This window comes from Gilvimarinus sp. 2_MG-2023, assembly GCF_030547685.1.
Taxonomy (GTDB): domain Bacteria; phylum Pseudomonadota; class Gammaproteobacteria; order Pseudomonadales; family Cellvibrionaceae; genus Gilvimarinus.
On the sequence record NZ_JAUOQM010000021.1, the window covers coordinates 161,282 to 184,979 of the forward strand.

At 51.5% G+C, this 23,698-nt stretch carries 25 protein-coding genes; 11 read left to right on the forward strand and 14 right to left on the reverse strand.

Features of this window, described 5'->3' with window-relative positions; translation table 11 throughout:
- Nucleotides 1–1,455: an Asp-tRNA(Asn)/Glu-tRNA(Gln) amidotransferase subunit GatA gene (gene gatA / locus Q4526_RS05230; RefSeq protein ID WP_215975837.1), complete on the reverse strand. Its 1,455-nt coding sequence runs from the start codon at nucleotides 1,453–1,455 to the stop codon at nucleotides 1–3.
- Between the two features lie 65 nt (nucleotides 1,456–1,520).
- Nucleotides 1,521–1,808 (reverse strand): Asp-tRNA(Asn)/Glu-tRNA(Gln) amidotransferase subunit GatC, encoded by a 288-nt coding sequence (gene gatC / locus Q4526_RS05235; RefSeq protein ID WP_215975838.1) that lies wholly within the window; start codon nucleotides 1,806–1,808, stop codon nucleotides 1,521–1,523.
- 364 nt (nucleotides 1,809–2,172) lie between these two features.
- Here gatC and Q4526_RS05240 point away from each other — a divergent pair, with 364 nt between their 5' ends.
- The 6 genes from Q4526_RS05240 (at nucleotide 2,173) to Q4526_RS05265 (ending at nucleotide 10,692) form a co-directional block, all read left to right on the forward strand.
- Nucleotides 2,173–3,207, forward strand: a complete 1,035-nt coding sequence (locus tag Q4526_RS05240) for a rod shape-determining protein (protein WP_215975839.1) — start codon at nucleotides 2,173–2,175, stop codon at nucleotides 3,205–3,207.
- A gap of 65 nt (nucleotides 3,208–3,272) precedes the next feature.
- The gene (mreC, locus tag Q4526_RS05245; RefSeq protein WP_303604045.1) at nucleotides 3,273–4,097 is read left to right on the forward strand and encodes a rod shape-determining protein MreC; all 825 of its coding nucleotides are present in this window, start codon (nucleotides 3,273–3,275) and stop codon (nucleotides 4,095–4,097) included.
- Nucleotides 4,098–4,102: 5 nt separating this feature from the next.
- On the forward strand, nucleotides 4,103–4,600 hold the full coding sequence (gene mreD / locus Q4526_RS05250; protein WP_215975840.1) for a rod shape-determining protein MreD: 498 nt from the start codon (nucleotides 4,103–4,105) through the stop codon (nucleotides 4,598–4,600).
- Between the two features lie 9 nt (nucleotides 4,601–4,609).
- Nucleotides 4,610–5,248: a nucleoside triphosphate pyrophosphatase gene (locus Q4526_RS05255; protein WP_215975841.1), complete on the forward strand. Its 639-nt coding sequence runs from the start codon at nucleotides 4,610–4,612 to the stop codon at nucleotides 5,246–5,248.
- A complete protein-coding gene (rng, locus tag Q4526_RS05260) occupies nucleotides 5,245–6,711 on the forward strand; it encodes a ribonuclease G (protein ID WP_215975842.1) in 1,467 nt (488 codons plus the stop codon). The genes Q4526_RS05255 and rng overlap by 4 nt, the downstream gene beginning before the upstream one ends.
- A 66-nt stretch (nucleotides 6,712–6,777) precedes the next feature.
- On the forward strand, nucleotides 6,778–10,692 hold the full coding sequence (locus Q4526_RS05265; RefSeq protein WP_215975843.1) for a YhdP family protein: 3,915 nt from the start codon (nucleotides 6,778–6,780) through the stop codon (nucleotides 10,690–10,692).
- A gap of 21 nt (nucleotides 10,693–10,713) precedes the next feature.
- On the opposite strand, the gene yjgA is transcribed toward Q4526_RS05265, so the two are convergent.
- From yjgA to Q4526_RS05325, 12 genes are all read right to left on the reverse strand, one after another.
- Entirely contained in the window at nucleotides 10,714–11,235 is a 522-nt protein-coding gene (gene yjgA / locus Q4526_RS05270; RefSeq protein ID WP_215975844.1) for a ribosome biogenesis factor YjgA, read from the reverse strand.
- Nucleotides 11,232–11,513 (reverse strand): HPr family phosphocarrier protein, encoded by a 282-nt coding sequence (locus Q4526_RS05275; RefSeq protein ID WP_215975845.1) that lies wholly within the window; start codon nucleotides 11,511–11,513, stop codon nucleotides 11,232–11,234. The genes yjgA and Q4526_RS05275 overlap by 4 nt, the downstream gene beginning before the upstream one ends.
- Nucleotides 11,514–11,521: 8 nt before the next feature.
- Nucleotides 11,522–12,388 carry an RNase adapter RapZ gene (gene rapZ / locus Q4526_RS05280; protein ID WP_215975846.1) on the reverse strand — a complete coding sequence of 289 codons (867 nt, stop codon included), beginning with the start codon at nucleotides 12,386–12,388 and terminating at the stop codon, nucleotides 11,522–11,524.
- 5 nt (nucleotides 12,389–12,393) lie between these two features.
- The gene (ptsN, locus tag Q4526_RS05285; protein ID WP_215975847.1) at nucleotides 12,394–12,852 is read right to left on the reverse strand and encodes a PTS IIA-like nitrogen regulatory protein PtsN; all 459 of its coding nucleotides are present in this window, start codon (nucleotides 12,850–12,852) and stop codon (nucleotides 12,394–12,396) included.
- Between the two features lie 5 nt (nucleotides 12,853–12,857).
- The gene (raiA, locus tag Q4526_RS05290; protein WP_215975848.1) at nucleotides 12,858–13,148 is read right to left on the reverse strand and encodes a ribosome-associated translation inhibitor RaiA; all 291 of its coding nucleotides are present in this window, start codon (nucleotides 13,146–13,148) and stop codon (nucleotides 12,858–12,860) included.
- 80 nt (nucleotides 13,149–13,228) lie between these two features.
- Nucleotides 13,229–14,734 (reverse strand): RNA polymerase factor sigma-54, encoded by a 1,506-nt coding sequence (locus Q4526_RS05295; protein WP_215975849.1) that lies wholly within the window; start codon nucleotides 14,732–14,734, stop codon nucleotides 13,229–13,231.
- A gap of 130 nt (nucleotides 14,735–14,864) precedes the next feature.
- Nucleotides 14,865–15,590, reverse strand: coding sequence for an LPS export ABC transporter ATP-binding protein (gene lptB, locus Q4526_RS05300; RefSeq protein ID WP_215975850.1), 726 nt, complete (start codon nucleotides 15,588–15,590; stop codon nucleotides 14,865–14,867).
- Between the two features lies 1 nt (nucleotide 15,591).
- The gene (gene lptA, locus Q4526_RS05305; protein ID WP_215975851.1) at nucleotides 15,592–16,119 is read right to left on the reverse strand and encodes a lipopolysaccharide transport periplasmic protein LptA; all 528 of its coding nucleotides are present in this window, start codon (nucleotides 16,117–16,119) and stop codon (nucleotides 15,592–15,594) included.
- Entirely contained in the window at nucleotides 16,106–16,684 is a 579-nt protein-coding gene (lptC, locus tag Q4526_RS05310; RefSeq protein ID WP_215975852.1) for an LPS export ABC transporter periplasmic protein LptC, read from the reverse strand. Before lptC ends, lptA begins: the two co-directional genes overlap by 14 nt.
- On the reverse strand, nucleotides 16,684–17,226 hold the full coding sequence (locus tag Q4526_RS05315) for an HAD family hydrolase (protein ID WP_215975853.1): 543 nt from the start codon (nucleotides 17,224–17,226) through the stop codon (nucleotides 16,684–16,686). The genes lptC and Q4526_RS05315 overlap by 1 nt, the downstream gene beginning before the upstream one ends.
- 25 nt (nucleotides 17,227–17,251) lie before the next feature.
- On the reverse strand, nucleotides 17,252–18,217 hold the full coding sequence (locus Q4526_RS05320) for a KpsF/GutQ family sugar-phosphate isomerase (RefSeq protein WP_215975854.1): 966 nt from the start codon (nucleotides 18,215–18,217) through the stop codon (nucleotides 17,252–17,254).
- Nucleotides 18,218–18,262: 45 nt separating this feature from the next.
- Nucleotides 18,263–19,225 carry a calcium/sodium antiporter gene (locus Q4526_RS05325; protein ID WP_215975855.1) on the reverse strand — a complete coding sequence of 321 codons (963 nt, stop codon included), beginning with the start codon at nucleotides 19,223–19,225 and terminating at the stop codon, nucleotides 18,263–18,265.
- Nucleotides 19,226–19,423: 198 nt separating this feature from the next.
- Here Q4526_RS05325 and Q4526_RS05330 point away from each other — a divergent pair, with 198 nt between their 5' ends.
- The 5 genes from Q4526_RS05330 to hisD all read left to right on the forward strand — a co-directional run bounded on the left by Q4526_RS05330 (nucleotide 19,424) and on the right by hisD (nucleotide 23,652).
- On the forward strand, nucleotides 19,424–20,044 hold the full coding sequence (locus tag Q4526_RS05330) for a phospholipid-binding protein MlaC (RefSeq protein WP_215975856.1): 621 nt from the start codon (nucleotides 19,424–19,426) through the stop codon (nucleotides 20,042–20,044).
- A gap of 112 nt (nucleotides 20,045–20,156) precedes the next feature.
- Nucleotides 20,157–20,387, forward strand: a complete 231-nt coding sequence (locus Q4526_RS05335; RefSeq protein ID WP_215975857.1) for a BolA family protein — start codon at nucleotides 20,157–20,159, stop codon at nucleotides 20,385–20,387.
- Between the two features lie 5 nt (nucleotides 20,388–20,392).
- Nucleotides 20,393–21,655, forward strand: a complete 1,263-nt coding sequence (murA, locus tag Q4526_RS05340) for a UDP-N-acetylglucosamine 1-carboxyvinyltransferase (RefSeq protein ID WP_215975858.1) — start codon at nucleotides 20,393–20,395, stop codon at nucleotides 21,653–21,655.
- A 37-nt stretch (nucleotides 21,656–21,692) separates the two neighbouring features.
- Complete coding sequence (gene hisG / locus Q4526_RS05345) at nucleotides 21,693–22,319, forward strand: ATP phosphoribosyltransferase (RefSeq protein WP_303604044.1); 627 nt, start codon at nucleotides 21,693–21,695, stop codon at nucleotides 22,317–22,319.
- 40 nt (nucleotides 22,320–22,359) lie between these two features.
- A complete protein-coding gene (gene hisD / locus Q4526_RS05350) occupies nucleotides 22,360–23,652 on the forward strand; it encodes a histidinol dehydrogenase (RefSeq protein WP_215975860.1) in 1,293 nt (430 codons plus the stop codon).
- Nucleotides 23,653–23,698 lie beyond the last annotated feature (46 nt).

The following is a 23,698-nucleotide window of genomic DNA, read 5'->3' on the forward strand; positions in this document are numbered from 1 at the left end:
TTACGCTGTTGCGGGGGCCGTTTGCTGATGAAAGTCAGTGGCCTGCTGGAATTGATGTGCGACGTTAAGCAGTTTGCCCTCGGCAAAATAATTGCCAATGAGCTGCAGGCCGATGGGTTTGCCATCGATTAGGCCGCAGGGAATGGATAGGCCGGGTAGCCCCGCCAAGTTGGTGGCAATGGTGTAGATGTCTTCCAGGTACATGGCCACCGGGTCGCCGCCCTTGGCGCCAAATTCAAACGCGGGGTTGGGCGCGGTGGGGCCGAGAATGACATCGACATCAGCAAAAGCCTCGACAAAGTCTTGTTTGATCAGGCGTCGCACTTGCTGGGCTTTGTTGTAATAGGCGTCGTAATAACCGGCAGATAAGGCGTAGGCGCCGACTAAAATACGGCGTTTGACCTCATTGCCAAAGCCTTCGCCGCGCGAACGTTTGTACAGGTCGGCAAGATCTTTGGGGTCCTCGCAACGGTGTCCATAACGCACCCCGTCAAAGCGTGATAAGTTGGCAGAACACTCGGCCGGTGCAATCACATAGTAAGCCGGCACTGCTAGATGGGTGTGCGGCAGACTGATGGGTTTGATGGTTGCGCCCAGTGACTGGTAGGTCTTAATGGCAGCTTGCACAGCTTCGGCGGTTTTGGGGTTTAGGCCTTCGCCGAAGTACTCATCGGGAATGCCAATGGTTAAACCGTTTAAACTGGCAGCGAGGCCTTGAGTGTAATCTTCTAGCGGTTGATCGACACAGGTGGAGTCTTTAGCGTCAAAGCTTGCCATGGTGTTAAGCATAATGGCCGCATCTTCCGCAGAGCGGGTGAGTACGCCGGCCTGGTCTAGGCTGGAGGCAAATGCAATCATGCCGTAGCGCGATACCCGACCATAGGTGGGTTTAATCCCGGTAAGGCCGCATAGTGCTGCTGGTTGGCGAATAGAGCCGCCAGTGTCGCTGGCGGTGGCGCCAGGTGCGAGAAGCGCCGCTACCGCCGCTGCAGAGCCGCCAGAGGAGCCCCCAGGGACACAGTTGGTGTTCCAGGGGTTTTTCACCGGCCCGTAATAACTGGTTTCATTCGATGAGCCCATGGCGAACTCATCCATATTGGTTTTGCCGAGCATAACGGCACCGGCTTGCTGATAATTCTCGACAATGGTGGCATCGTAAGGGGCAATAAAATTGTCGAGCATCTTAGAGGCGCAACTAGTGCGTACACCCTTGGTGCAAAAGATGTCTTTATGAGCAATGGGAACGCCGCACAGGGCTGGGGCGTCGCCTGCCGCCAGTCGCTGGTCGGCAACCTGAGCCTGCGTCAAGGCGATATCGCCGGTTAGGGTGATAAAGCTGTTGTAGCGATCATCGTGTGCCGCAATACGATCTAAAAAGTGTTGCGTGAGCTCTACACTGGAAAATTCTTTGTTGCGCAGGCCGCTTATCAGCTGGGCAATAGTTTTGCTGTGCATGAACAGTGTCCTTGGTTTAAGGGCTGTAAGTGTGTGTCGTTTTGGTCGTCAATTTGAGCGCATGATCACTCGATCACTTTAGGTACCAAGTAAAGGCCATCTTGCGTGGCTGGCGCCATGGCTTGTAGTGATTCTCGCTGATCGGTTTCGGTGACTACGTCAGCGCGCAAGCGCTGTACGGCATCCAGCGGGTGGGCCATGGGCTTAACGTTTTGGGTGTCTGCCGCTTGCAGTTGATCCACCAGCTCCAGCACTTGGGAAATGCTTTGCGCGGTTTCGGCCGCCGCTTCTTCTGAGATTTGCAGGCGCGCAAGTTCGGCCAGCTTTTCTATATCGGACTGATCTACAGCCATGGGTGTCTGCTCCAAAATCCAGTTGTGGCGGCAAAACTTGTATTTTACCGCTCTGTTGGTCATTTTACGGTCGAATCTACCGCCTGCCGAGGTTAAATTCGGCGAAAATGTCGATAAACCCCAAAAAGGCGCTAAAGTTATCACATTTGCGCCTTGCTCTAAATCCCTGCCGTTGATAGAGTGCCAGCATTAGCGAGCTGTCTGTGGTTAGTATCTCTTAATAAGGTAGTGGCTATTAATCACAGATTATTCGTGTAACACGTTAAATGGGGCCCCTATGGGGTCATCGGACAGACACATAATTGTCGGCTCGGGGCTTAAGTTAAGCCTCGGGCTCGCTTAGTATCCAAGGCCAGCTACTCTCATGTTCAAATATCTTCGCGGCGCATTTTCCAACGATTTATCCATCGATCTCGGTACAGCTAACACTCTTATTTATGTCAGGGGCAGAGGCATAGTACTGGACGAGCCCTCCGTTGTGGCCATTCGACATCACAATGGTCAAAAAATAGTGGAGGCCGTGGGCACAGAAGCTAAGCGCATGTTGGGGCGTACACCGGGTAATATTACCGCAATTCGTCCTTTAAAAGACGGTGTAATTGCCGATTTTCAGGTCACCGAGAAAATGCTTCAGCATTTTATTCGCAAGGTGCATGAAAACAGCTGGTTTGCCCCTAGCCCCAGAGTACTGATCAGTGTGCCCTGTCTTTCAACAGAGGTGGAGAAGCGAGCCATTCGCGAATCGGCGTTAGGTGCGGGTGCATTGGAGGTTCGCTTGATCGAGGAGCCAATGGCCGCCGCAATAGGTGCTGGCTTAAAAGTAGCCGAGGCAAGTGGCTCCATGGTGGTGGATATTGGCGGTGGCACCACGGAAATTGCCGTAATCAGCCTCAATGGCGTGGTTTATTCTGACTCTGTGCGCATCGGTGGGGATCGTTTTGACGAGGCTATTGTCAATTACGTAAGACGCCACTATGGCAGTATTATTGGCGATGCCACGGCTGAGCGCATCAAGCAAGAAGTGGGTTGTGCTTACGCTAGCTCTGAGGTGCGAGAAATCGATGTGCGTGGTCGCAACCTGGCCGAAGGTGTGCCGCGCAGCTTTACTCTCAATAGCGATGAGGTATTGGAAGCATTACAAGAGCCGCTGGCTGGAATAGTGCAGGCTGTAAAGAGTGCTCTTGAGCAGTCGCCACCAGAGTTGGCCTCCGATATTGCCGAAAGTGGTGTTGTGCTCACCGGTGGTGGCGCTTTACTGCGTGATATCGACCGTTTGTTGGCCAACGAAACCGGCTTACCGTTTGTGGTGGCCGAAGATCCGCTAACCTGTGTGGCTCGAGGCGGCGGTGTCGCAATGGAAATGAACGACAAGCGCAATATCGACCTGCTGTCCTCCTAATGTTACCACCGAGCCTGTGTCTTTGTGATGCAGGCTAAAACCTTGGAGCAATAGCCATTAAAACGCTGTTTACCAAAGGCCCAGCGGTCAGTTCGCGATTTGTGCTGTTTGGTCTTTTGGCCATCGTATTGATTTTGCTCGGTCTGTATACAGACGTCCTCGATAAGCCGCGAAGTCAATTAATTGATTTCGCCAAGCCTCTCTACCAAGTAACTGACTGGCCCCGTCGGATTAATCATTGGCGGCAAGAGACATTTGTCGCGCGCGGTGAGTTGCTGCAAGAAAATAAACGTTTACAAACCGAACTCCTCATACATAAGCGCAAACTACAGCAGTTGGCATCCCTGTCGGCTGAGAATGTGCGCCTGCGGCAATTGCTTAACGCCACCGAGCTACTTAAAGATGATGTCTTGGTGGCCGAGCTTATTGGGGTGTCGCCCAATCCGTTAAGTCATACTCTAATACTAAACCGCGGCACTTTAGATGGGGTCTTTTCTGGCCAACCTGTACTCGATGCCAACGGCTTGTTGGGGCAAGTGGTTGAGGTCAGCCCCCACAGCGCCAGGGTGTTACTGTTGACTGATCCAGCCCATGCGTTGCCTGTGCAAGTGAATCGCAATGGTGTGCGTACTATCGCTGAGGGCACGGGTGATTTGGGGATGCTGAAGTTGCGTCATGTATCGAACACTACTGATATTCAAGAGGGCGACTTACTTGTCAGCTCAGGCCTAGGGCAGCGTTTTCCTGCAGGATACCCTGTGGCGACAGTTAATCGGGTGAGCCGTGATCCTGGCCAGCCCTTTGCTGATATTTATGCCAAACCTATGGCGCAAATGGATCGAGCGCGCAACGTATTGTTGGTGTTTGATACTAAGCAAGCGGAGCGTTAACCGCTATGGTTCGCGAACGTTTTCCAACCTATCTATTACTGTTTAGCTCTTTGCTACTCGCTTTTTTATTGGATATTTACCCGCTCGCTCTGGAGTACCGTGTATTGCGCCCGCAGTTTGTGCTGCTAGTGGCAATCTACTGGGTATTTGTTTTACCGCAGAGCGCCTCTATGACGCTATTGTTCCTGCTGGGTCTTATGCAGGATATTGTGGTTGGAGTTCCGCTCGGTCAGCATGCACTGATATTTGTGGTAGTTGCCTATCTGTGCTTACGTTCATGTCGGCGCGTTCGGCACTTTGCCCGCTGGCAAGAGGCTTTGTGGATACTTTGTTTAGTCGCTTTGGGTCAAGCGATTTCCGGCTGGGTGCAATCTTTGGCGGGGCGCGAAATCACTGGGTGGCAATTTTTGTTGCCAGCATTGGCCAGCGCCAGTGTTTGGCCCCTGCTATCGCTGGTCATGGATGTTTTGCGTCGTTATTATCGTATTGCACGACAAATTTAGGACCACATTATGCCTGAGCACGACACACCACCTGCCTTAGTGCTGGCGTCAGGCTCACCACGTCGGCGCGAATTATTGCGTCAAATCGGAGTGGCATTCACTTCGGTGTCTATTGATGTGGAAGAGCAGCGCCGGTCGGAGGAGTCCCCCGAAGCTTATGTACAGCGTTTAGCTCTGGAAAAAGCTCAAGCTGGGCTGGCCAACCTGAACCCAAAAGAACAGGCGGTAGTTTTAGGGGCTGATACACTGGGGGTGCTTAATGGTCAGGTGTTGGAAAAACCTCATAATCAGTCCCATGCCGCGCAAATGTTAACCTCTATGTCTGGTGTAAGGCACCAAGTGTTATCCGCTGTGGCCCTGACCGATGGCGTTAAGCAGCGACTGGCGCTGTCGACTACTTGGGTTACCTTTAGGGAAATAACTGCAGCCGAGATCGAGCGCTACTGGTACACAGGAGAGCCTCAGGATAAAGCGGGTGGTTATGCCATTCAGGGGCTGGGGGCGGTATTTGTCACGGCAATCGAGGGCAGTTACTCGTCAGTCGTAGGCTTGCCTCTAGAGCTGACTCAGAACCTGTTAGCTCAGTACAATATTCCCGTATGGGGTAATGCTGCTAGCGCAGCCAACGTGAATGAGAGCGACTCGTGAGCGAAGAAATTCTGATCAATGTATCGCCGGTTGAGACTCGTGTAGCGCTGGTGGAAAACGGTGTACTACAAGAGCTACACGTTGAGCGAACGCACAACAAAGGCTTTGTTGGGAATATCTATAAAGGAAAGGTGGTTAGGGTCTTACCCGGTATGCAGGCCGCTTTCGTTGATATAGGTTTAGAACGTACCGGCTTTATTCACGCGCAAGAGTTAATACCGGAATCTGCCGATGGCGATAGGCATTCCGATTTGCCCGATATTCGCACCTTAGTGCGAGAGGGGCAAGCCGTACTGGTTCAAGTCAGTAAAGACCCTATTGGTACTAAAGGTGCGCGTTTAACCAGCCATATCACCTTGTCCTCACGCTATTTAGTGTATATGCCCAATAGTTATCATATAGGTGTATCCATCCGTATCGACGATGAAGCGGAGCGAGCCCGTCTGAAAAATGCGGTTGAGCAGGCGGTTAAAGACGATGACAGTAAAGGTGGATTTATCGTTCGAACGGTCGCGGAGGGTATTAGCAGTGATTCGGTTATCGCAGATATTCCGTTCTTAAAAAAATTATGGCAAGGGCTTCAGACCAAAATGGGCGCTTGCAACGTACCGTCTGTGGTATACGAAGATATGCATCTCGCTTTGCGTTCATTGCGCGATTTGGCACGGCGTCCGATTGAAAAGATTCGGGTGGATTCACGTCAAAGTTGGTCGCAGATGCGAGAGTTTGCTAATGAATACTGCCCGCAATTGATCAACAGTATTGAATGCTATCAGGGTGAACGCCCTCTAATGGACTTGTACGGCATTGAGGATGAAATTGCACGAGCTTTAAACACCCATGTGCAACTTAAATCCAGTGGCTATTTAATTGTAGAGCAAACTGAAGCGATGACTACGGTTGATGTTAATACCGGAGCTTTTGTGGGGCGTCGCAACCTAGAAGAAACTATTTTTAAAACCAATATGGAAGCGGCTACTGCAATTGCCCGGCAGCTTAGGGTACGCAATATTGGTGGTATTATTGTTCTCGACTTTATCGATATGCAAGATGTTGAGCACCAGCGTCAGGTTATTCGAGCTTTAGAAAAGTCTCTCGAAAAAGATCACGCCAAAACCAAAATCACAGGTGTGTCAGAGCTCGGTTTGGTTGAGATGACGCGCAAGCGAACTCGTGAATCCCTAGGGCAAATGCTGTGTGAGACCTGTCCCGTCTGTCAGGGGAGAGGTGAGTTGAAGTCAGCAGAAACCATCTGTTATGAAATTTTTCGCGAAATACTGCGTGAGGCCCGTGCTTACGATAATGAGAAGTTTTTGGTGATGGCTGCGTCAAATGTAGTGGATCGGCTGCTGGATGAAGAGGCGGCTTACGTTGCTGATTTGGAGTCTTTTATTAAGCGCACGATCGAGTTTCAAGTCGAGCCGCTGTTTAATCAGGAACAGTATGACATTGTGCTGGTTTAATGCCGACGGTGACATGGCAATGAGGACGGACGGTATTTACTCATGTTTCATGCGCTAAGATTTATATTGCGTAAATTCTACCTTCTGCTGGCAATCTTAGTGATTGTGTTGGCCGTCGTTGTGCAGCTGGGTCGAAACTTTTCATACCTAATATCCGATTATCGCGATGAAATCGCAACTGCTCTTTCAGTGCAAGCCAAGGCCCAGGTGACATTGAGTTCTCTAGAGGCTCAGTGGGATGGACTTCAACCATCGGTCATTGCCCAGGGCATCCGGCTGGAGGATGACGACGGTACATTGTTGGGGGAAATTGCGCGAGCACAGTTAAGATTAGATTTAATTGCTTCCCTGCTGAATTTTCAGCCGGTGTGGAGCAACGTGGCTTTTAGTGGTGGCTCACTGACCGTTAATCAAAGCGAAGCTGGACATTGGATGTTGAGCGAGAAAGCCGTTAGCGAAGAGGCCTCAAAAACCAGCAGCGGTGACAATCAAAAATTAATGGATATGTTGCTAGCCGCTCGTCGAATTAATTTTGATCATACTCAACTACATTTTAAATTTCAAAACGGTGATACCATCACTTTGCAGTCCCCCAGAGTATTGGTGGAGAACCGCAATGATTTTCATCGGCTATTAATCAGTGTCGATGTTGAGCAAAACAAAAATGCACTCTTTATTGTCATGGAGTCTTCAGGTGATCCTCGCCAGCCTGATTCAACCGTGGCCAGTTATATACAATTTCGAGACTTCCCCTTAAGTACACCCGCCGATGTGCTCACTGCGCAATTCGTAAATAAACACCTAGGTCGGGGCGATTTACAAGGCACCTTGAATGCCGGTATTTGGCTTAATAAAACCGAGAGCAACTCTGCCTTTGAAGTGGTTGGGGAGTTGAGTTTGTCGAACACTGTGATTCCTGTGGCTAACGGGGAGTTGGATTTACAAGCGGTTAACGCTGATCTTTCCGGTTACGTCAGTGATTTGAATCACTGGCAGCTTGGGGTTTCATCTCTGGAGGTGACCGCCCAGGGCAAAGCCCAAACGGATTTGGCACTATTAGCGATTAAAAGCGGTGCTCGCTCCCCCACAACCCTGCGCATAAATGAGCTTAATCCCCAGTGGCTGACCCAGGTGCTATTGGGGGGTAATTTTTTTGAGCCCGATGGCCAGTTAGAAAATTTAGCTTTATCACTTGACCCTCATGGTCGATTACACAATTTACAGTTTGTAATGCCCGCAGGCCAGCCCGCTTTATGGCAGCTGACAGCGTTCAGTGACAATATTGACGTGGGTAGCTGGAATGGAGCTCCTGGGGCAACGGGTGTGTCGGGTTACATTACAGCTAATGCTCGGCAGGGCGTGGTACATCTCGATGCTCGAGATAATTTTTCTGTGTTGTTTGAGGGGGTCTATGAGCAACCCATGCAGTTTAATCGTGCTCAGGGCCAAGTGAGTTGGCTATTGCGTCCGGAGCAAAATGTCATAGATGTGTACTCTAGCGAAATCACCGCCTCGGATGGTACTGAGCAGTTGCAGGGGCAGTTTCACTTGCACTTACCTTATCAGCGAAACTCAGGACCGATTGAGCTTACCATCAGTGCGACAGCGCAGCAGGTAGCAGCTCAGCAGTATAAAAAATACATTCCAATTGTCTTACCTGAATCTTTACGTGAGTATATTGAGCAAGGAGTTGGCAAAACGAATGCAGGTATTGCGAAGCAGGCGCAATTTATTTATCGCGGCGTGCTTAATGATGGTGCTCCAGAGGCGCACAATGTTGCACTCAGCCTGAATATAGATCAGGCCTCGTTTCATTATCAAGATAACTGGCCTGAAGTGCATGACACACAGGGTAGTCTGTTGGTCGACAATGATGATGTCTACGTGCGGATCGCATCGGGCCGAATTTATAATAGTGAAGTAATCGATGCCGAAGTGATATTGAATGATAACCCTGCGGGCGAGGGGGCATTGTTAACCATCGTCGGGCACGTGGATGGTATTGCTAGTGATGGTTTGCGCATATTACGCCAAAGTGTATTGCGCGAGTACGTGGGCGATCAAATGGATAGCTGGTACTTGCACGGGGAAATACAGGCGGCTATTGATATTGCGATACCCTTGCAGGAGCAAGCAGCAGGTGGACACTACGCCGTTGATGTCAATGTTCAAGCTTCCAGTTTTGACCTCGATAATTTAGCCCTCGAGCTGGATGATGTTAAAGGCCGTATTCGATACGATGATAAAGCTGGCATTCAAACGCAAGATTTAACCGCTCAACTTTTTGGTCATCCGCTACAAGTTGCAATGCGCAGCGCTACGAATGAGAGTGGGCTGCTGACGATTATAGAGGCGCAAGGCAGCGCCAGCGCAGATCAGTTGGCGCACTGGAGTGAACAGCCGGGACTCTTGTTTGCCGATGGAACCATGCCTTTGCGTTTATCGGTGGAGCTCAATCATGGTGATGAAACCGCTGAGTCGAGAGAGGATCAACGCCTGGCGGCTATTTCAGTACATGCAGATTTGACCGAAGCGGCGGTTAACTTGCCCACTCCTTTGGGTAAAGAGCGTGGTGAACCTGGTACGGCGGTGGTCAATTATATAATGGGCAGTGAGACTACCTTTGTCGATGTTCACTATTTAGATCAAGTTCGAGCGATGTTGCACTTTGAACAGGACGAAAAAGCATTGATTAGTGGTGCGGTTGGGCTTGCCGCTGAGCCTGAGTTTCCATCGACCCCTGGCTTACATATATCGGGCAGGGTAGAGCAAATAGATATTGCTACCTGGCAGAATGTTTTGAGTCAGTATAGAGGCTACGAACAGCGCATGCTCGGTGAGTTAAATGAGCCGCAAGTAGCCTCTAGCCAGATACCAATCTCTACAGACTTGCTAATACATCGACAGCCTCTTGGTGCAATTGCTCTGACTGACTTACGTTTAAGGGCGAGACAGCTTGAAAGTGGCTGGGACTTTCTTATTAATAATAACGCAATAAATGGCGAACTCTATTGGCCAATACTAGCGTCTGAGCCGATGCGTATTGTCATAAATAGTTTGAATGTTCCCGCTGAATTACTGGAAGGTGAGGGGGGCGACAAATCACTGGAGTTGACCAACACACACACTTGGCCGGATGCAGAGGTGAGTATCGACTCGTTACGGCTGGCCGATAAGGATTATGGCCAGTGGTCTTTTAACCTTCAGCCCAGTAAGGATAAATTGGCTTTCACTGATATTAAAGGCGAAATCCGTGGTATGGAAGTGAAGGGTATCAACGGTGCTGGTGCTACCCTAGATTGGACGTTGGGTGAAGCTCCTCAGACTGCGTTGGCCGCCGAGCTTAAGGTCGCCAATATGTCGAAAACTTTGCAGGCATGGGGTGCTCCTCCCAGCCTGGAGAGCCAAGATGCTTTGTACAGAATGGACTTTACTTGGCCGGCATTGCCGACGGATGTCGATTTAGAAACAGTATCGGGCCAACTCGATGTGAAATTGGGGCAGGGACGTTATTTACGTGACAGTGCCGGTGCCAGTGATGGGCTGCTGAAATTCTTAGGATTATTTAATTTCGATTCTTTAGCGCGCCGGGCAAGGTTGGATTTTTCTGACCTGTATAAAAGTGGTTTGGCGTTTGACAGTATTACCGGGCAAGTGGCGTTTGATGAGGGGCAGCTTAATATTACAAAAGCCTTTCAGTTGCAGAGCCCTTCAAGCCGAATGGAGTTGACAGGCAGTGTGGACATGGTGGCGCAAACTTTGGATACTCGGCTGGTCGCCACTTTGCCGATGACCGGTAATCTGACAGTTATTGCAGCTCTTGCTGCAGGTTTGCCGGCTGCAGCTGGTGTGTTTGTTATCAGTAAACTGTTTGAGGAGCAAATGAATAAGGTCACCAGTGTTCGCTACGCAATTACCGGTGACTGGGATGATCCGCAAACGGAATTTTTAGGCGTGGCTGATAGTGCTGCGAATGATTGATACCGTTTTTGAGTTTCTAAATTATTGGTGTGCCAGCACAGTATCACGCAAGTAGCGGAATAATTTGCGGGCATGAGCAGGAGCTTTCGCTTGGCTTTTCTCTTTTTGCGCCATTCGAACCAATTGTCTTAAATGCTGGATGTCGACATCGGGATGATCGCTAATAAATTGTTGCAATGTGTCCGGGTTGCCGTCGATAAGCTGGTCGCGCCAATTCTCCACTTGATGTTGACGCTGAGTGTTGAGTGAATGCTTGGCGTTTAGATTGTCCAGTTGTTGTCTAACCTGTTCGCCGTCTACCTTACGCATGACCTTGCCGATAAACTGAAGGTGTCGACGGCGAGCCTCCCGCTGCCTGATGCGGTGCATCTCTTGAATGGCCTCCAGCACTTCGCTGGGAAGGTCGAGGCTTAGCAGTTGGCTATCACTTAATTCCGTCAGCTCCTGCCCCAGTGCTTGCAGAGCGTGCATCTCGCGTTTGCGTTGAGACTTGCTCGGTAGGTCATCAAACTCTAGGTCGTGCTCTTGATCTTGATCGTTCATGGTGTGTCTTCGTCCAATTCTTCAAAGCCCGACTCAATTAATGAGCAGATGGCTTCCAGCGCCTGATCGGCATTGTCGCCACAAGTGGCGATGTGTAATTCTTTGCCCAACCCGGCCGCGAGCATCATCAGCGCCATAACACTGTGGCAATTGGCATTTTTACCTTCGCAGGTCAGTTCGATTTGGCAGTCGTATTGATTGGCCACGGCCACCAATTTGGCGGCGGATCTGGCGTGTAAGCCCTTGCGGTTAATTATGGTCACAACTCGGGTTGGCATGGGAGGCTCTATTGTGGCGCGTCTAATTCTCTGTGACGAACCTGCACATTGTCCAGTTCACCTGAGAATTGTTGTTGTAGCTTGTCGCATAAATAGACCGAACGATGCTGACCGCCGGTACAGCCAATAGCGACAGTAATATAGCTGCGATTATTAGCTTGGTAGTGTTGCCACCAGCGACCTAAGAAGTGGGTTATATCTTGTAGCATGTCTTGTACTAGCGGTTCTGAATCTAGAAAATCAATAACATCGACGTCGCGTCCAGTTTGGCTGCGTAGACTTTGCTTCCAGTGCGGATTGGGTAGGCAGCGTGCATCAAACACGATGTCGGCATTGTTGGGCGGGCCGTGTTTAAAGCCAAATGACTCAAATAATACTGCCATGCCATCTGAGTGAGGTTCGGCAATACGAGATTTAATCAGCTCGCGCAACTGATGCAGGTTTAGATCCGTAGTGTTGATGACAAGATCTGCCGCATCTCGCATGGGCTCAAGTAACTGGTGTTCGGTTTCAATTGCTGCGGTCAAGTGGCGATGTTTGTCACTCAGTGGGTGTTTACGTCGAGTTTCACTGAACCGCTGCACAATTTTTTTGGTTTCAGCGTCTAGAAAGACAACGGTAAAGGGTAGGTGAGCATCTTTATGATGTCCTACCATTGAGGGGAAAATTTCTAAGTCTTGCCAAGCGTCGCGAATATCGATGCCAATGGCAAAATTTTGATTGTCCGCGTCTTTGTGCAGTTGAATTTGAGTGATTAGCGCAGGCAGCAGGCTTACCGGTAAGTTATCGATACAGTTATAACCGGCATCTTCCAGCGCGTTTAGCGCGGTACTTTTCCCCGAGCCCGACAAACCACTGACAATCACCAAATGCATAGTGGTTAGCCTGCTGGTGACTGGGTGGCAGCGGCAAAAAGCGCTTGCGGGTTTTGCGCAGACCGCAATGCCTGGCGAAACTGATTGTCATTAAGCGCGCTGGCCAGCGCGGCCAGCGTTTTTAAGTGTTCGTCACATGACTCCTCGGGAACCAACATGGCAAATAATACATCGACCGGTTCACCATCCATTGCATCGAAGTCAATGGGGTCTTTTAAGGTGATTAGTGCGCCCAATGTACAGTCGCAACCTGGTATGCGTGAGTGGGGGATGGCGATGCCATGGCCAATACCGGTAGAACCGAGCTTCTCCCGCGCGATTAAACGCCGAAATACGTCATCGGCGTCGAGCATGGGTGAGTTCTCGGCAATGGTATTGGCGAGTATCTCTAGTGCGCGCTTTTTACTGACCCCTTCGATATGGCATAGGGTGCGTTCTGGGGATAATATTTGAGAGATTTCCATGAGTATTATCTGTGGCTTTTCAGCTTTTCTTTGTGTTTGATCACTTGACGGTCAAGCTTGTCGGTAAGGGCGTCAATGGCGGTGTAGAGATCTTCGGAGTCTGCATTAGCAAAAATGTCTTTGCCGCTGACATGTATGCTCGCTTCAGCTTTTTGGGTTAGTTTTTCCACAGTGAGAAAAACATTAATGCTAGTGATGAGGTCATTATGGTGCGTTAACTTTGCAAATTTATTATGAACATACTCTTCAATTGCTTCGGTTACCTCAATGTGATGACCGCTGATGTTTATTTGCATATAGCTATCCTCCTGAATCAGGGTGGGCCTATCCCACCCAGCCGGCCGCAATAGTGCCACCGGTGCATAAACAGACTGTATCAGACAATGCTTTTACGTTCATTTGATGGTGGAATATTGAGCGACTCTCGATACTTGGCAATCGTTCGCCGTGCGACCCTTATTCCCTGCTCGGCCAGCATGTCGGTAATTTTGCTGTCGCTGAGTGGTTTTTTCGAGTTTTCGGCTGCCACCAATTTCTTAATGATAGCGCGGATTGCAGTAGACGAACACTCACCGCCTGAATCGGTGCTGACGTGAGATGAAAAAAAGTATTTCAGCTCAAAAATACCCTGGGGGGTGTGCATATATTTCTGCGTAGTCACCCGCGAAATGGTCGACTCATGCATTTCTACCAACTCGGCGATATCGTGTAACACCAAGGGTTTCATGGCTTCTGCGCCATACTCCAGAAATCCTCGTTGCTTTTCCACAATACAGGTGGCGACTTTCAACAGGGTTTCGTTACGACTTTGTAAGCTTTTTAGAAACCAGCGGGCCTCTTGTAAATTGTTTTTCAAAAAGGTGTTTTCGCTGCTGGAATCGGCTCTTTTAACCAGTGATGCGTAATCGGAGTTGATTCGTAACCGGGGAGCTATATCCGGATTAAGCTCAACGGTCCAGCGCCCTTCGCGTTTATCGACAAATACGTCGGGCACGACATACTCGGTTTCGCGAGTGTCAATAGCGTCACCCGGGTGGGGGTTGAGGGTTTTGATTAGGGCAACCGCCTGCGCTAACTCTGGCTCTTTTAAGCGTGTTTTGCGCATTAATTGCCGGTAATCGCGGCTGGCGAGCATGGGGAGATATTGTTGAACGATTTGCTTGGCGGCATCCAAAAAAGGTGTGTCGGCGGCAAATTGGGTCAGCTGAACCAACAGACACTGCTCTAAATTCTCGCTGCAGATTCCCGATGGATCGAATTGTTGCAATCGGTGCTGTACAGCTTGCACCTCATCCAGTTCAAGTTCTTCGAAGTTGGGTGCTAAGCCTTCAAAAATTTCTTCCAGAGTAACGCTCAGCAGCCCGCTGGGCTCTACAGCGTCAATAATGGCCAGTGCGATGATTTCATCGCGCTCAGACATCGGTGTTAAATTGAGTTGCCACATTAAGTGGTCGTACAGTGTTTCAGTACTGCCTCGACGGCTTTCGAAATCTGAGTCGTCGCCCTCGTAGTTGCTGGCCGGTAGTGCCGGCGCAGAGCTCTCGTAAACATCATCCCAGCTGGTGTCCACCGGGAGGTCCTGAGGGATTTCTTCGTTCCAATCGCCCTCGGCATTGTTTTCAGGTTCGGTTTCAGTGGCTTTGGCGGATTCTTGAGTGAGGCTGCTGGTCTCATTAATAGCAGCTTCTTGTTCGGATTTTTTTTCCGCCTCGGTGCTAGGCTCGTTGTTCTCTTCGGTTTCCAGCATGGGATTGGAATCCAGCGCCTCTTGGATCTCCTGCTGGAGGTCCAAGGTCGACAGCTGCAGCAGACGAATCGCCTGTTGCAGTTGGGGGGTCATAGTGAGCTGTTGGCCCAGTTTTAATTGTAACGATTGTTTCATGGCTTCTTCAGTACGATCTTGCAGACTATGGTTTGAGTTTAGTCAGCATGTCGCCCCCAAGCAATAGCTCCTAGCAATCTTTATGCCTAACAAGGAGAATTAAGTATATGTCAAGGTGGCGAACCGGCTTTTAGAGCATAAAATGCTCGCCAAGGTAAACTTTGCGCACTTTCGCATTGTTCAGTACTTGTTCTGAACTGCCTTCGGCGATGATATGCCCTTCGCTGACGATATACGCTTTTTCGCATACACCTAAGGTTTCACGGACATTGTGGTCGGTAATCAGTATACCGATATTGCGGTCTTTTAAGTGGAGGACAATCTGTTGGATATCGCTGACGGAGATAGGGTCGACCCCGGCAAAGGGTTCATCTAAGAGGATAAACTTAGGGTCGGTGGCAAGGGCACGCGCTATTTCTACCCGCCGTCTTTCACCGCCTGACAGAGCCATGCCCAGGCTGTCGCGAATGTGGGTGATGTGGAACTCTTGCAGTAGTGACTCTAACTGCTCTTCGCGTTCGGCTTTAGAAAGCTCCTTGCGAGTTTGCAATATGGCGAGAATATTATCCGCGACAGATAATTTACGAAATACTGAAGCCTCTTGTGGTAGATAGCCAATACCCGCTTGGGCACGCCCGTGGATGGGCATATGTGTCAGGGATTGATCGTCGATGGCCACTTTGCCTTTATCGGCGCGAACCAGGCCGGCAATCATGTAAAAGCAAGTCGTTTTCCCCGCCCCGTTGGGGCCGAGGAGGCCGACTATTTCGCCGCTTGATACGCTTAGGGAAACATCAATGACGACTTGGCGCCCTTTATAGCTTTTGGCCAGATTATCTGCGCGTAGTGTCGACATATTACTGCTCTATCAGTGCCGGGGGGATGGTCATTTGAATGGGTTGGTCAGATTCATGATCGCCTTCGGCGCTGACCAGTTCGCGGTTGATGTCGTAGCGAATCTCATGACCTTGCATAACCGCGCCGTCTTGCTCCAGTAAAGCGCCTTTACTTAGCGATACGGTATTGTTGGCACTGTTGTAGGTAATAATGCCCGCCTTAGCGCTAACCACGCCGCGATCAATGCTCGGTTGCTGCTCAAAGTGGGCGGGTGAGCCCTCGGCAGTGATTTGTTCAACGCTATTGTCTTGATCGAATTGAACCACAATGGTGTTGGCGCGGATGATCAGTGAGCCCTGCTGTAGGCGGGCCTCGCCAGTGTATGTAACACGACCATTTTTCTGATCGAACGTTTGCTGGTTCGCTTGCAGCTCAAAATTTTGCTCGCGATCACTGGGTAGGCCAAAAGCAGTTGTGCTGACGATTGCCAATAGCACAGTGAGTACGCAGTGCTTCAGTTTAGCGGGAAGCCTTTTAGTCGGGAGCATAAATACCTTTTACCTCAGACAGCAGTGCCACACGACCTGAGTCGAGATCGGCGGATAAGCCGACGGCGCTGGTAGTGCCGCGAGCGCTTTGCATGGTAACAGGTTTATCTGTTGTGGCAATTTGCTCGTGAGTGTTTACTAAGAGATCTTCGGTAGTGACATCCAGTCGGCCGTAGCGTGGATGCTCGCTATAAGCGTTGACGGTGCCGCTTAGCTGAAGAGTCTGTTGTTCAATATCCGCTATTCCCTGGTTGGCGACTAGGTGCCAGGGGTGACTGGAATTCTCACTCAGAAAAGTGAGTTCCGGTTGCTCAATATAACCCTCGGTGGTATCAGCGGTTTTAAAGTAGGTGACTTGGCGCGCTTTAAGGGTGTGGGTCAGTCGGCCGCTGTCATCGAATGAGCGATCGGTCATTTCTACTAGATAAACCTCGGGAAAATCTGGGGTGCTCGTCTCGCCGGCGCCTTTTACTAAATCGTTGGGTGAGTATTGCAAGGCGCTGTACAGCAAACCGCTGACCAGCGCAATGGTAATAATCCAGGATCGCGGTTGACGAGGTCGCATTAAGCTTGCTCTGGCGGTAAGTGCTGGCCAATGGCCGCGCGATAGTGCCCCTGCGCTTGCAGGAGTAAATCGCACGCTTCGCGTACGGCGCCATCGCCGCCGTTACGGTGACTGACCCAGTGCGCGTATTCAGCTACCGAAGCGTGCGCGTTGGGAACGGTTAGGGCCAGGCCCACGCGTGTCATGATGGATAAATCGGGCCAGTCATCACCCATGTGGGCAATTTCTTCGGGTTTTAAATTAAGCTGGTCAAACACCTCTTGCAGCGCTTGCCATTTATCTTCGCGGCCTTGTATCACCAAATCTACCCCCAGCTCTTTAGCGCGCCGGGCGACGATCTCGCTCTTGCGCCCAGTGATAATGGCAACTCGGACATCACTGTACTTTTGCAAGCTCCTAATGCCTTGTCCGTCTTGGGTGCAAAAACTTTTCATCTCGTTGCCGTGATTGTCATAGTAAAGCTTGCCATCGGACAGAATACCGTCGACATCGAGAATCAGCAATTTTATCTGTTTGGCCAGTGCCAGTGTTTGTTGAGTCATAAGTAAGTACTTGTACCTGAGGGCATTAGACCACACCCGCCCGCAAAAGGTCGTGCATATGTAAGATGCCACAGGCCCGGTCGCCTTCGGTGACCACCAGTGCGGTAATCTTGGCTTCTTCCATCACTTTTAAGGCTTCAGCCGCTAAGGTGTCACGGGCGATGGTCGTGGGGTTGGGGGTCATGATGTCACGCATGATGGCAGAGTGAATATCAATGCCCTTATCTATTTGGCGGCGCAGGTCTCCGTCGGTAAAAATACCGATGAGCTTATCGTCTTGGAGTACGGTGGTCATGCCGAAGCCTTTGCTGCTCATCTCTAGCAGAGCTTTTGACAGGCAGTCCTCGGGGCTGGAGATGGGTAGCTGGGGGCCGGTGTGCATCAGGTCTTCGATCTTGAGCAGTAGCTTGCGCCCCAGTGTGCCGCCCGGGTGTGAGAAGGCAAAATCTTCGGCCGTGAAACCGCGCGCTTCCAGCAAGGCGATGGCCAGCGCGTCGCCCAGGACGGTGGTGACTGTGGCGCTGGACGTGGGGGCTAGTGCCAATGGACAAGCCTCGCGCTCAACTTCAATTGATAGATGAATGTCGCAGCTCTTGGCTAAGGTGGAGTCGGGGTTGGCGGTTAGGGCAATCATGGGAACCCCTAGGCGCTTGATCAGGGGCAGAAGAGTAATCAGCTCGCTGGAGTTGCCCGAGTAAGAAATGGGCAGCAAAATATCATCGCGAGTTAGCATGCCGAGGTCGCCGTGGCTGGCCTCGCCGGGATGCATAAAGAAGGCTGGGGTGCCGGTGCTGGCCAGTGTCGCGGCAATTTTTTTGCCCATATGGCCGGATTTCCCCATGCCGGAAACGATAACGCGCCCCTTACAGCCGAGCATAAGTTGACAGGCCCGGGCGAAGTTACCGTTGACGCGCTGGCCCAAGGCTGCGACCGAAAGGGCCTCCTGCTCAATGGTGCGTTTAGCCGAAGCGATAAAGTCAAAGTCGGTCATAAGTGCTTTTCGTTACTCTTAGTCAGCGGTTCTGTTCCTATTCTATCAGCCGAGAAGAATAAAGTAGTAGCCTGCGTATATCGCAAGAAACACAACACCCATCAGTTTGCCCAGTCGGGGGCCTCCCCGGCGGCGGTAAACAAAAGCGCTGACCAGTAAAGCTAGGGCGAGCAGGGCCGTTAATGCCGCCATGGCGAGATAATCTCGGTGAAATACCGCCGGCTCCATAGCCAGAGGGGCAATCACACCGGGCAGCGACATAACTGCCAATAAATTAAATAGGTTGGAGCCGATAACATTGCCAATGGCGATATCGTGATGGCCTTTGAGAGCGCTGGTTACCGAGGCGGCAAGTTCGGGTAGGCTGGTGCCCACCGCGACGACGGTCAGCCCAATGACCAGGGGGCTAACTCCAAAGTGAAGAGCAAGGTCGCTGGCGCCGCGCACGAGAATATCCGAGCTCACCACCAGAGCGGCCAGGCCAAACACAAACCAGAACAGAGCCCGTCCTCGGCTCATGTTGGGGATGTCGTCGTCGATCTCTTCCGGGTGGTGACGTTTACTCCAGATAATCAGCGCCATAGCACAGGGTAGGGCAAGGAGAAGTGCAACGCCTTCACCTCGGGATAAGTGCGCATCCCAAAGGAACCAACCTGCCAGCGCGGTGATCAATAGTAAAACCGGCATTTCGGTTTTAAGTAAATGATTTTGTACCGGCAGTGCGGCGATTAACGCAGTCGCACCCAGTACCAAGCCTATATTGGCGAGGTTGGACCCCAAGGCGTTGCCAATAGCCAAGTCGCCTTGACCTTGCAAAGATGCATTTAAGGAGACTAGTACTTCCGGTGCAGAGGTGCCCAGAGCCACAATGGTTAGGCCAATGATTAGCTTTGAAACACCGTAGTTATTCGCTAACGCGGCGGCACCGCCAACAAATTTATCGGCGCTCCAAATCAGGCCGGCGAAGCCTACCAGTACGAGTAGCGCGGGTAGCCAGAGGTCGGTCATAGAGGGCTCTCAGGGTGTGGGTTGAATCTCAGATTGTGGGTTTTGCTCAGTTTATACTGGGCGGCGCCAAAAGGCGCAGTTGCATACCGCTTTATAAGTGGGTTGCAGCGAGGTGAGATGGTATAGTGTTACGCCTTGCGCGGCAATTGTCGTCGTCGCCATTTTTTTTGAATTTTTATCAGATAAAGGAAGCGTGTAATGAGCACAGAAGGCTTGAAATCCATTATCGGTCGTCTCGGCTTGTGGGCAACAGCTCTAATGTTGGCGGTATCGGTCAATGCACAGGCGGCTGACCCGTACCAAGTCGTCGAAAATGTGACCGATGAACTGGTCGCTGCGGCCAAGGCCAAGAATGACGGTGGCGATAAGGCCAGCTACGACGCGGAAGTTCTCGCGGCGCTGGACCCCGTTGTGGCTTTTGACTATATAGCTCGTGTCGTAATGGGGGATTACTACAAATCTGCCAGTGCTGAGTTGAGAAAGGAATTCGCCGAAAAGTTCAAAACCGGGCTAGTAGCCTCTTACGCTAAAGGCATTGCCACTTACGCCGACAGTGACATCCAAGTGTTGAAGCCCGATGAGCCGGTTGGCGAGCAACGCCGAGTGACGGTTAAGCAACAGGTCAAGCATCAGGGGTCGGTACATAAGTTGTCTTACACTATGGGGAAAAACAAAAGTGGCGAGTGGAAGTTGATTAACGTGGTTCTTAACGGGGCCAATTTAGGTTCATCCTTTGCCAGCCAGTTCGAGCAATTAGCCAATAAATACGACGGCGATGTCGCCAAGGTCGTGGCCAACTGGGATGCCAGCGAAGCCTAAACTCTCCAATCTAGCCGCTGGGCGTGATTCTGGTGGCTTAATCCGGTAATATTCCCGCCCTAAGACAACCTGCCGGTGCCCTTGGTGCCGGCCTTGCCCTATGGGGATTGCAATGCAAGCTGAGCAAATCAAGGCGATGATCGAAAACGCCGTGCCTGACAGCCAGGCCGAAGTCCGAATTGAGGGTAATCACGTCCATTTGCGAGTGGTTAGCCCAGCGTTTGCCGGCCAGAGTCCGGTAAAAAAACAACAGATGGTATACGCTGTATTGAATGACATGATTGCCAGTGGAGAAATTCACGCCGTGCACATGCAGACCTTGACCCCAGAGCAGGCACAATAGCAATCATGGATAAACTATTAATTAACCGCAGCGGCCCGCTGAACGGTGAAATTCGCATCTCGGGTTCGAAAAATTCGGCCCTGCCCATTCTTGCGGCCAGTTTGTTGGCCGACAGCCCGATGCATATCTCGAACTTGCCGCATCTGAATGACATTACCACCATGTTGGCTCTGCTGCGCTGTATGGGAGTGGGTGTCACGGTGGATGAGCGCATGTCGGTTGAGATTGATGCCAACAGCATCAATGACTTTACCGCGCCCTACGAGCTGGTGAAAACCATGCGCGCCTCGATTTTGGTGTTGGGGCCAATGTTGTCCCGCTACGGCGTCGCCAACGTCTCCTTTCCCGGCGGTTGCGCCATTGGCTCGCGTCCGGTGGATATTCACCTGCGCGGTCTGGAGGCGATGGGAGCGGTTATTGAAGTGGACGAGGGTTATATCCGTGCCCGCAGTGACGGTCGCTTAAAAGGCGCTCATATCCTGATGGATACTGTAACCGTGGGCGGCACCGAAAACCTGCTGATGGCCGCTGTGTTGGCCGAGGGCCGCACCGTACTGGAAAACGCCGCTCGCGAGCCGGAAGTAGTCGACCTGGCCAACTGTCTGGTGGCTATGGGGGCCAATATCGAAGGTATTGGCACTCAAACCATGATTATTGACGGGGTGAAATCACTTGCCGGCTGTCATTATAAGATTATGCCTGACCGCATTGAGACTGGAACCTATTTGGTGGCGGCCGCTGCCAGCCGTGGCAAAGTACGATTAAAAGACACGCGCGAGGATATACTCGAAGGCGTGCTGCTGAAACTAGAAGAGGCCGGCGCGCATATCGAAACTGGTCTGGACTGGATCAGTATTGATATGAAGGGTAATCGCCCTAAAGCGGTTAACTTGAAAACAGCGCCTTATCCGGCTTTCCCAACCGATATGCAGGCCCAGTTCACCGCCATGAATGCGGTAGCCGAAGGTTCAAGCTCGGTGATCGAAACGATTTTTGAAAATCGATTGATTCAGGTGCACGAACTAAACCGTATGGGTGCCAAAATCAACCTGCAGGGTAATACCGCCATAATCGAGGGCGTCGAGTCACTAAAAGGCGCGCCGGTTATGGCGACGGACTTGCGTGCCTCAGCCAGCTTAGTGATTGCGGGCATGGTGGCCGATGGCACCACCTTAGTGGATCGCATTTATCATATCGATCGCGGTTACGAATGCATCGAAGAGAAACTGCAAGCGCTCGGGGCGAATATTCGCCGCGTGCCCAACTGATGTTGCGACAGGCAACAATGAGTCTGACATGAGCCAAATGATTACCATCGCCCTGACCAAAGGGCGTATTTTAAAAGAGACTTTACCTCTGTTTGCAGCGGCCGGTATTACCCCGCAAGAGGATATCGATAAAAGCCGCAAGCTGGTATTTCCCACCAATCGCGATGACGTGCAGCTGTTAGTGTTGCGCGGCGCCGATGTGCCCACTTATGTGCAGTTTGGTGCGGCGGATATGGGTATTTCGGGCAAAGACACCCTAATGGAAAATGGTGCCGAGGGCTTGTATGAGCCGCTTGATTTACACATCGCCAAATGCCAGCTGATGACCGCGGCCATTAAAGGTGTGCCGCGCAAAAGTGGGCGCATTCGCGTCGCCACAAAGTATGTCAATATTGCCAAGCAATACTACGCCGCGCAGGGTCGCCAGAGTGATATCATCAAACTCTACGGCGGTATGGAGCTGGCGCCGATTATGAACTTGGCCGATGAAATCGTCGATATTGTCGATACCGGGAACACCCTCAAAGCCAATGGTCTGGAGTCGCGCGAGCACATTGCCGACATCAGTTCACGCTTGATCGTCAATAAAGCCTCGATGAAAATGAAGCACGTAGGTATTCAGGCCATTATTGATGGCATTGCGACTGCCGTACAGCGCGACTGAGATTGCGCCAGCCATAGACCTTTTACAAGAGCGTTAACTTATGATCACCCGACTCGATAGCCAAACTCCCGATTTCAGTGCCAAGCTGGACGCCTTACTGGCGTGGGATTCGGTGTCTGATCATAACGTGGCTCAGGTCGTTGACGACATTATCGCCGAGGTCAAAGCGCGCGGCGATGCGGCTGTGGTGGAATACACCAATCGCTTTGACCGCCGCGATGCCGGCTCCATGGCAGAGTTTGTAGTAGCGGCCGATACGTTGAACAGCGCCTTGGCCGCCATTGCCCCGGAACAGCGACAGGCCTTAGAGGAGGCTGCCCGCCGAGTGCGCGCTTACCACGAACACCAGCGGCAAGAATCGTGGCAGTACACCGAGGCGGATGGCACGGTGTTGGGGCAAAAAATTACTCCGATGGAGCGAGTGGGACTGTATGTTCCCGGTGGCAAAGCCTCCTACCCGTCTTCGGTATTAATGAACGCTATTCCGGCCAAAGTTGCCGGGGTGGATGAGTTGACCATGGTGGTGCCCGCGCCCGACGGTGAACTGAACGATATGGTACTAGCGGCAGCTAAAATTGCCGGTGTGGATCGGGTGATTACTATCGGAGGTGCGCAAGCGGTGGCAGCGTTGGCCTATGGCACCGAGACCATCACCAAGGTCGATAAAATTGTCGGCCCCGGTAATATCTTTGTCGCCACCGCTAAACGCGCTGTGTTTGGCCAGGTGGCGATCGATATGATTGCCGGCCCGTCCGAAATCTTAGTGCTGTGTGACGGGCAAACCGACCCGGACTGGATTGCCATGGACTTGTTTAGTCAGGCCGAGCACGACGAGCAGGCGCAATCTATTTTGGTCAGCCCCGATGCCGTCTTCCTAGATCAGGTCGAAGCGGCAATGCAACGTTTGCTGCCCACCATGTCGCGCCAGACGATTATTGCCGAATCGCTCGCCGGTCGCGGTGCCCTGATTAAAGTGGCGGATATGGATGAGGCGATTGCGCTGTCAAACCGAATTGCTCCCGAACACCTTGAGGTGTCGGTGGAAGATCCAGAGGCATTGCTGCCCAGCATTCGCCACGCCGGTGCGATCTTTATGGGTCGCCACACCCCCGAAGCTTTGGGTGATTACTGCGCTGGCCCCAATCATGTTTTACCGACTTCGGGTACGGCGCGTTTCTCGTCACCTTTGGGGGTGTACGATTTTCAAAAGCGCAGCTCAATTATCTTTGCCTCGCCTCAGGGCGCATCGACCTTAGCGCAAACAGCCTCTATTTTGGCGCGCAGTGAAGACCTTGAGGCACACGCCCTATCGGCGGAGTATCGCAAGCGGTAAATGCTGGGTGGGTGGTTTAGACTTGTCTGAACGCTGAACGCTGAAC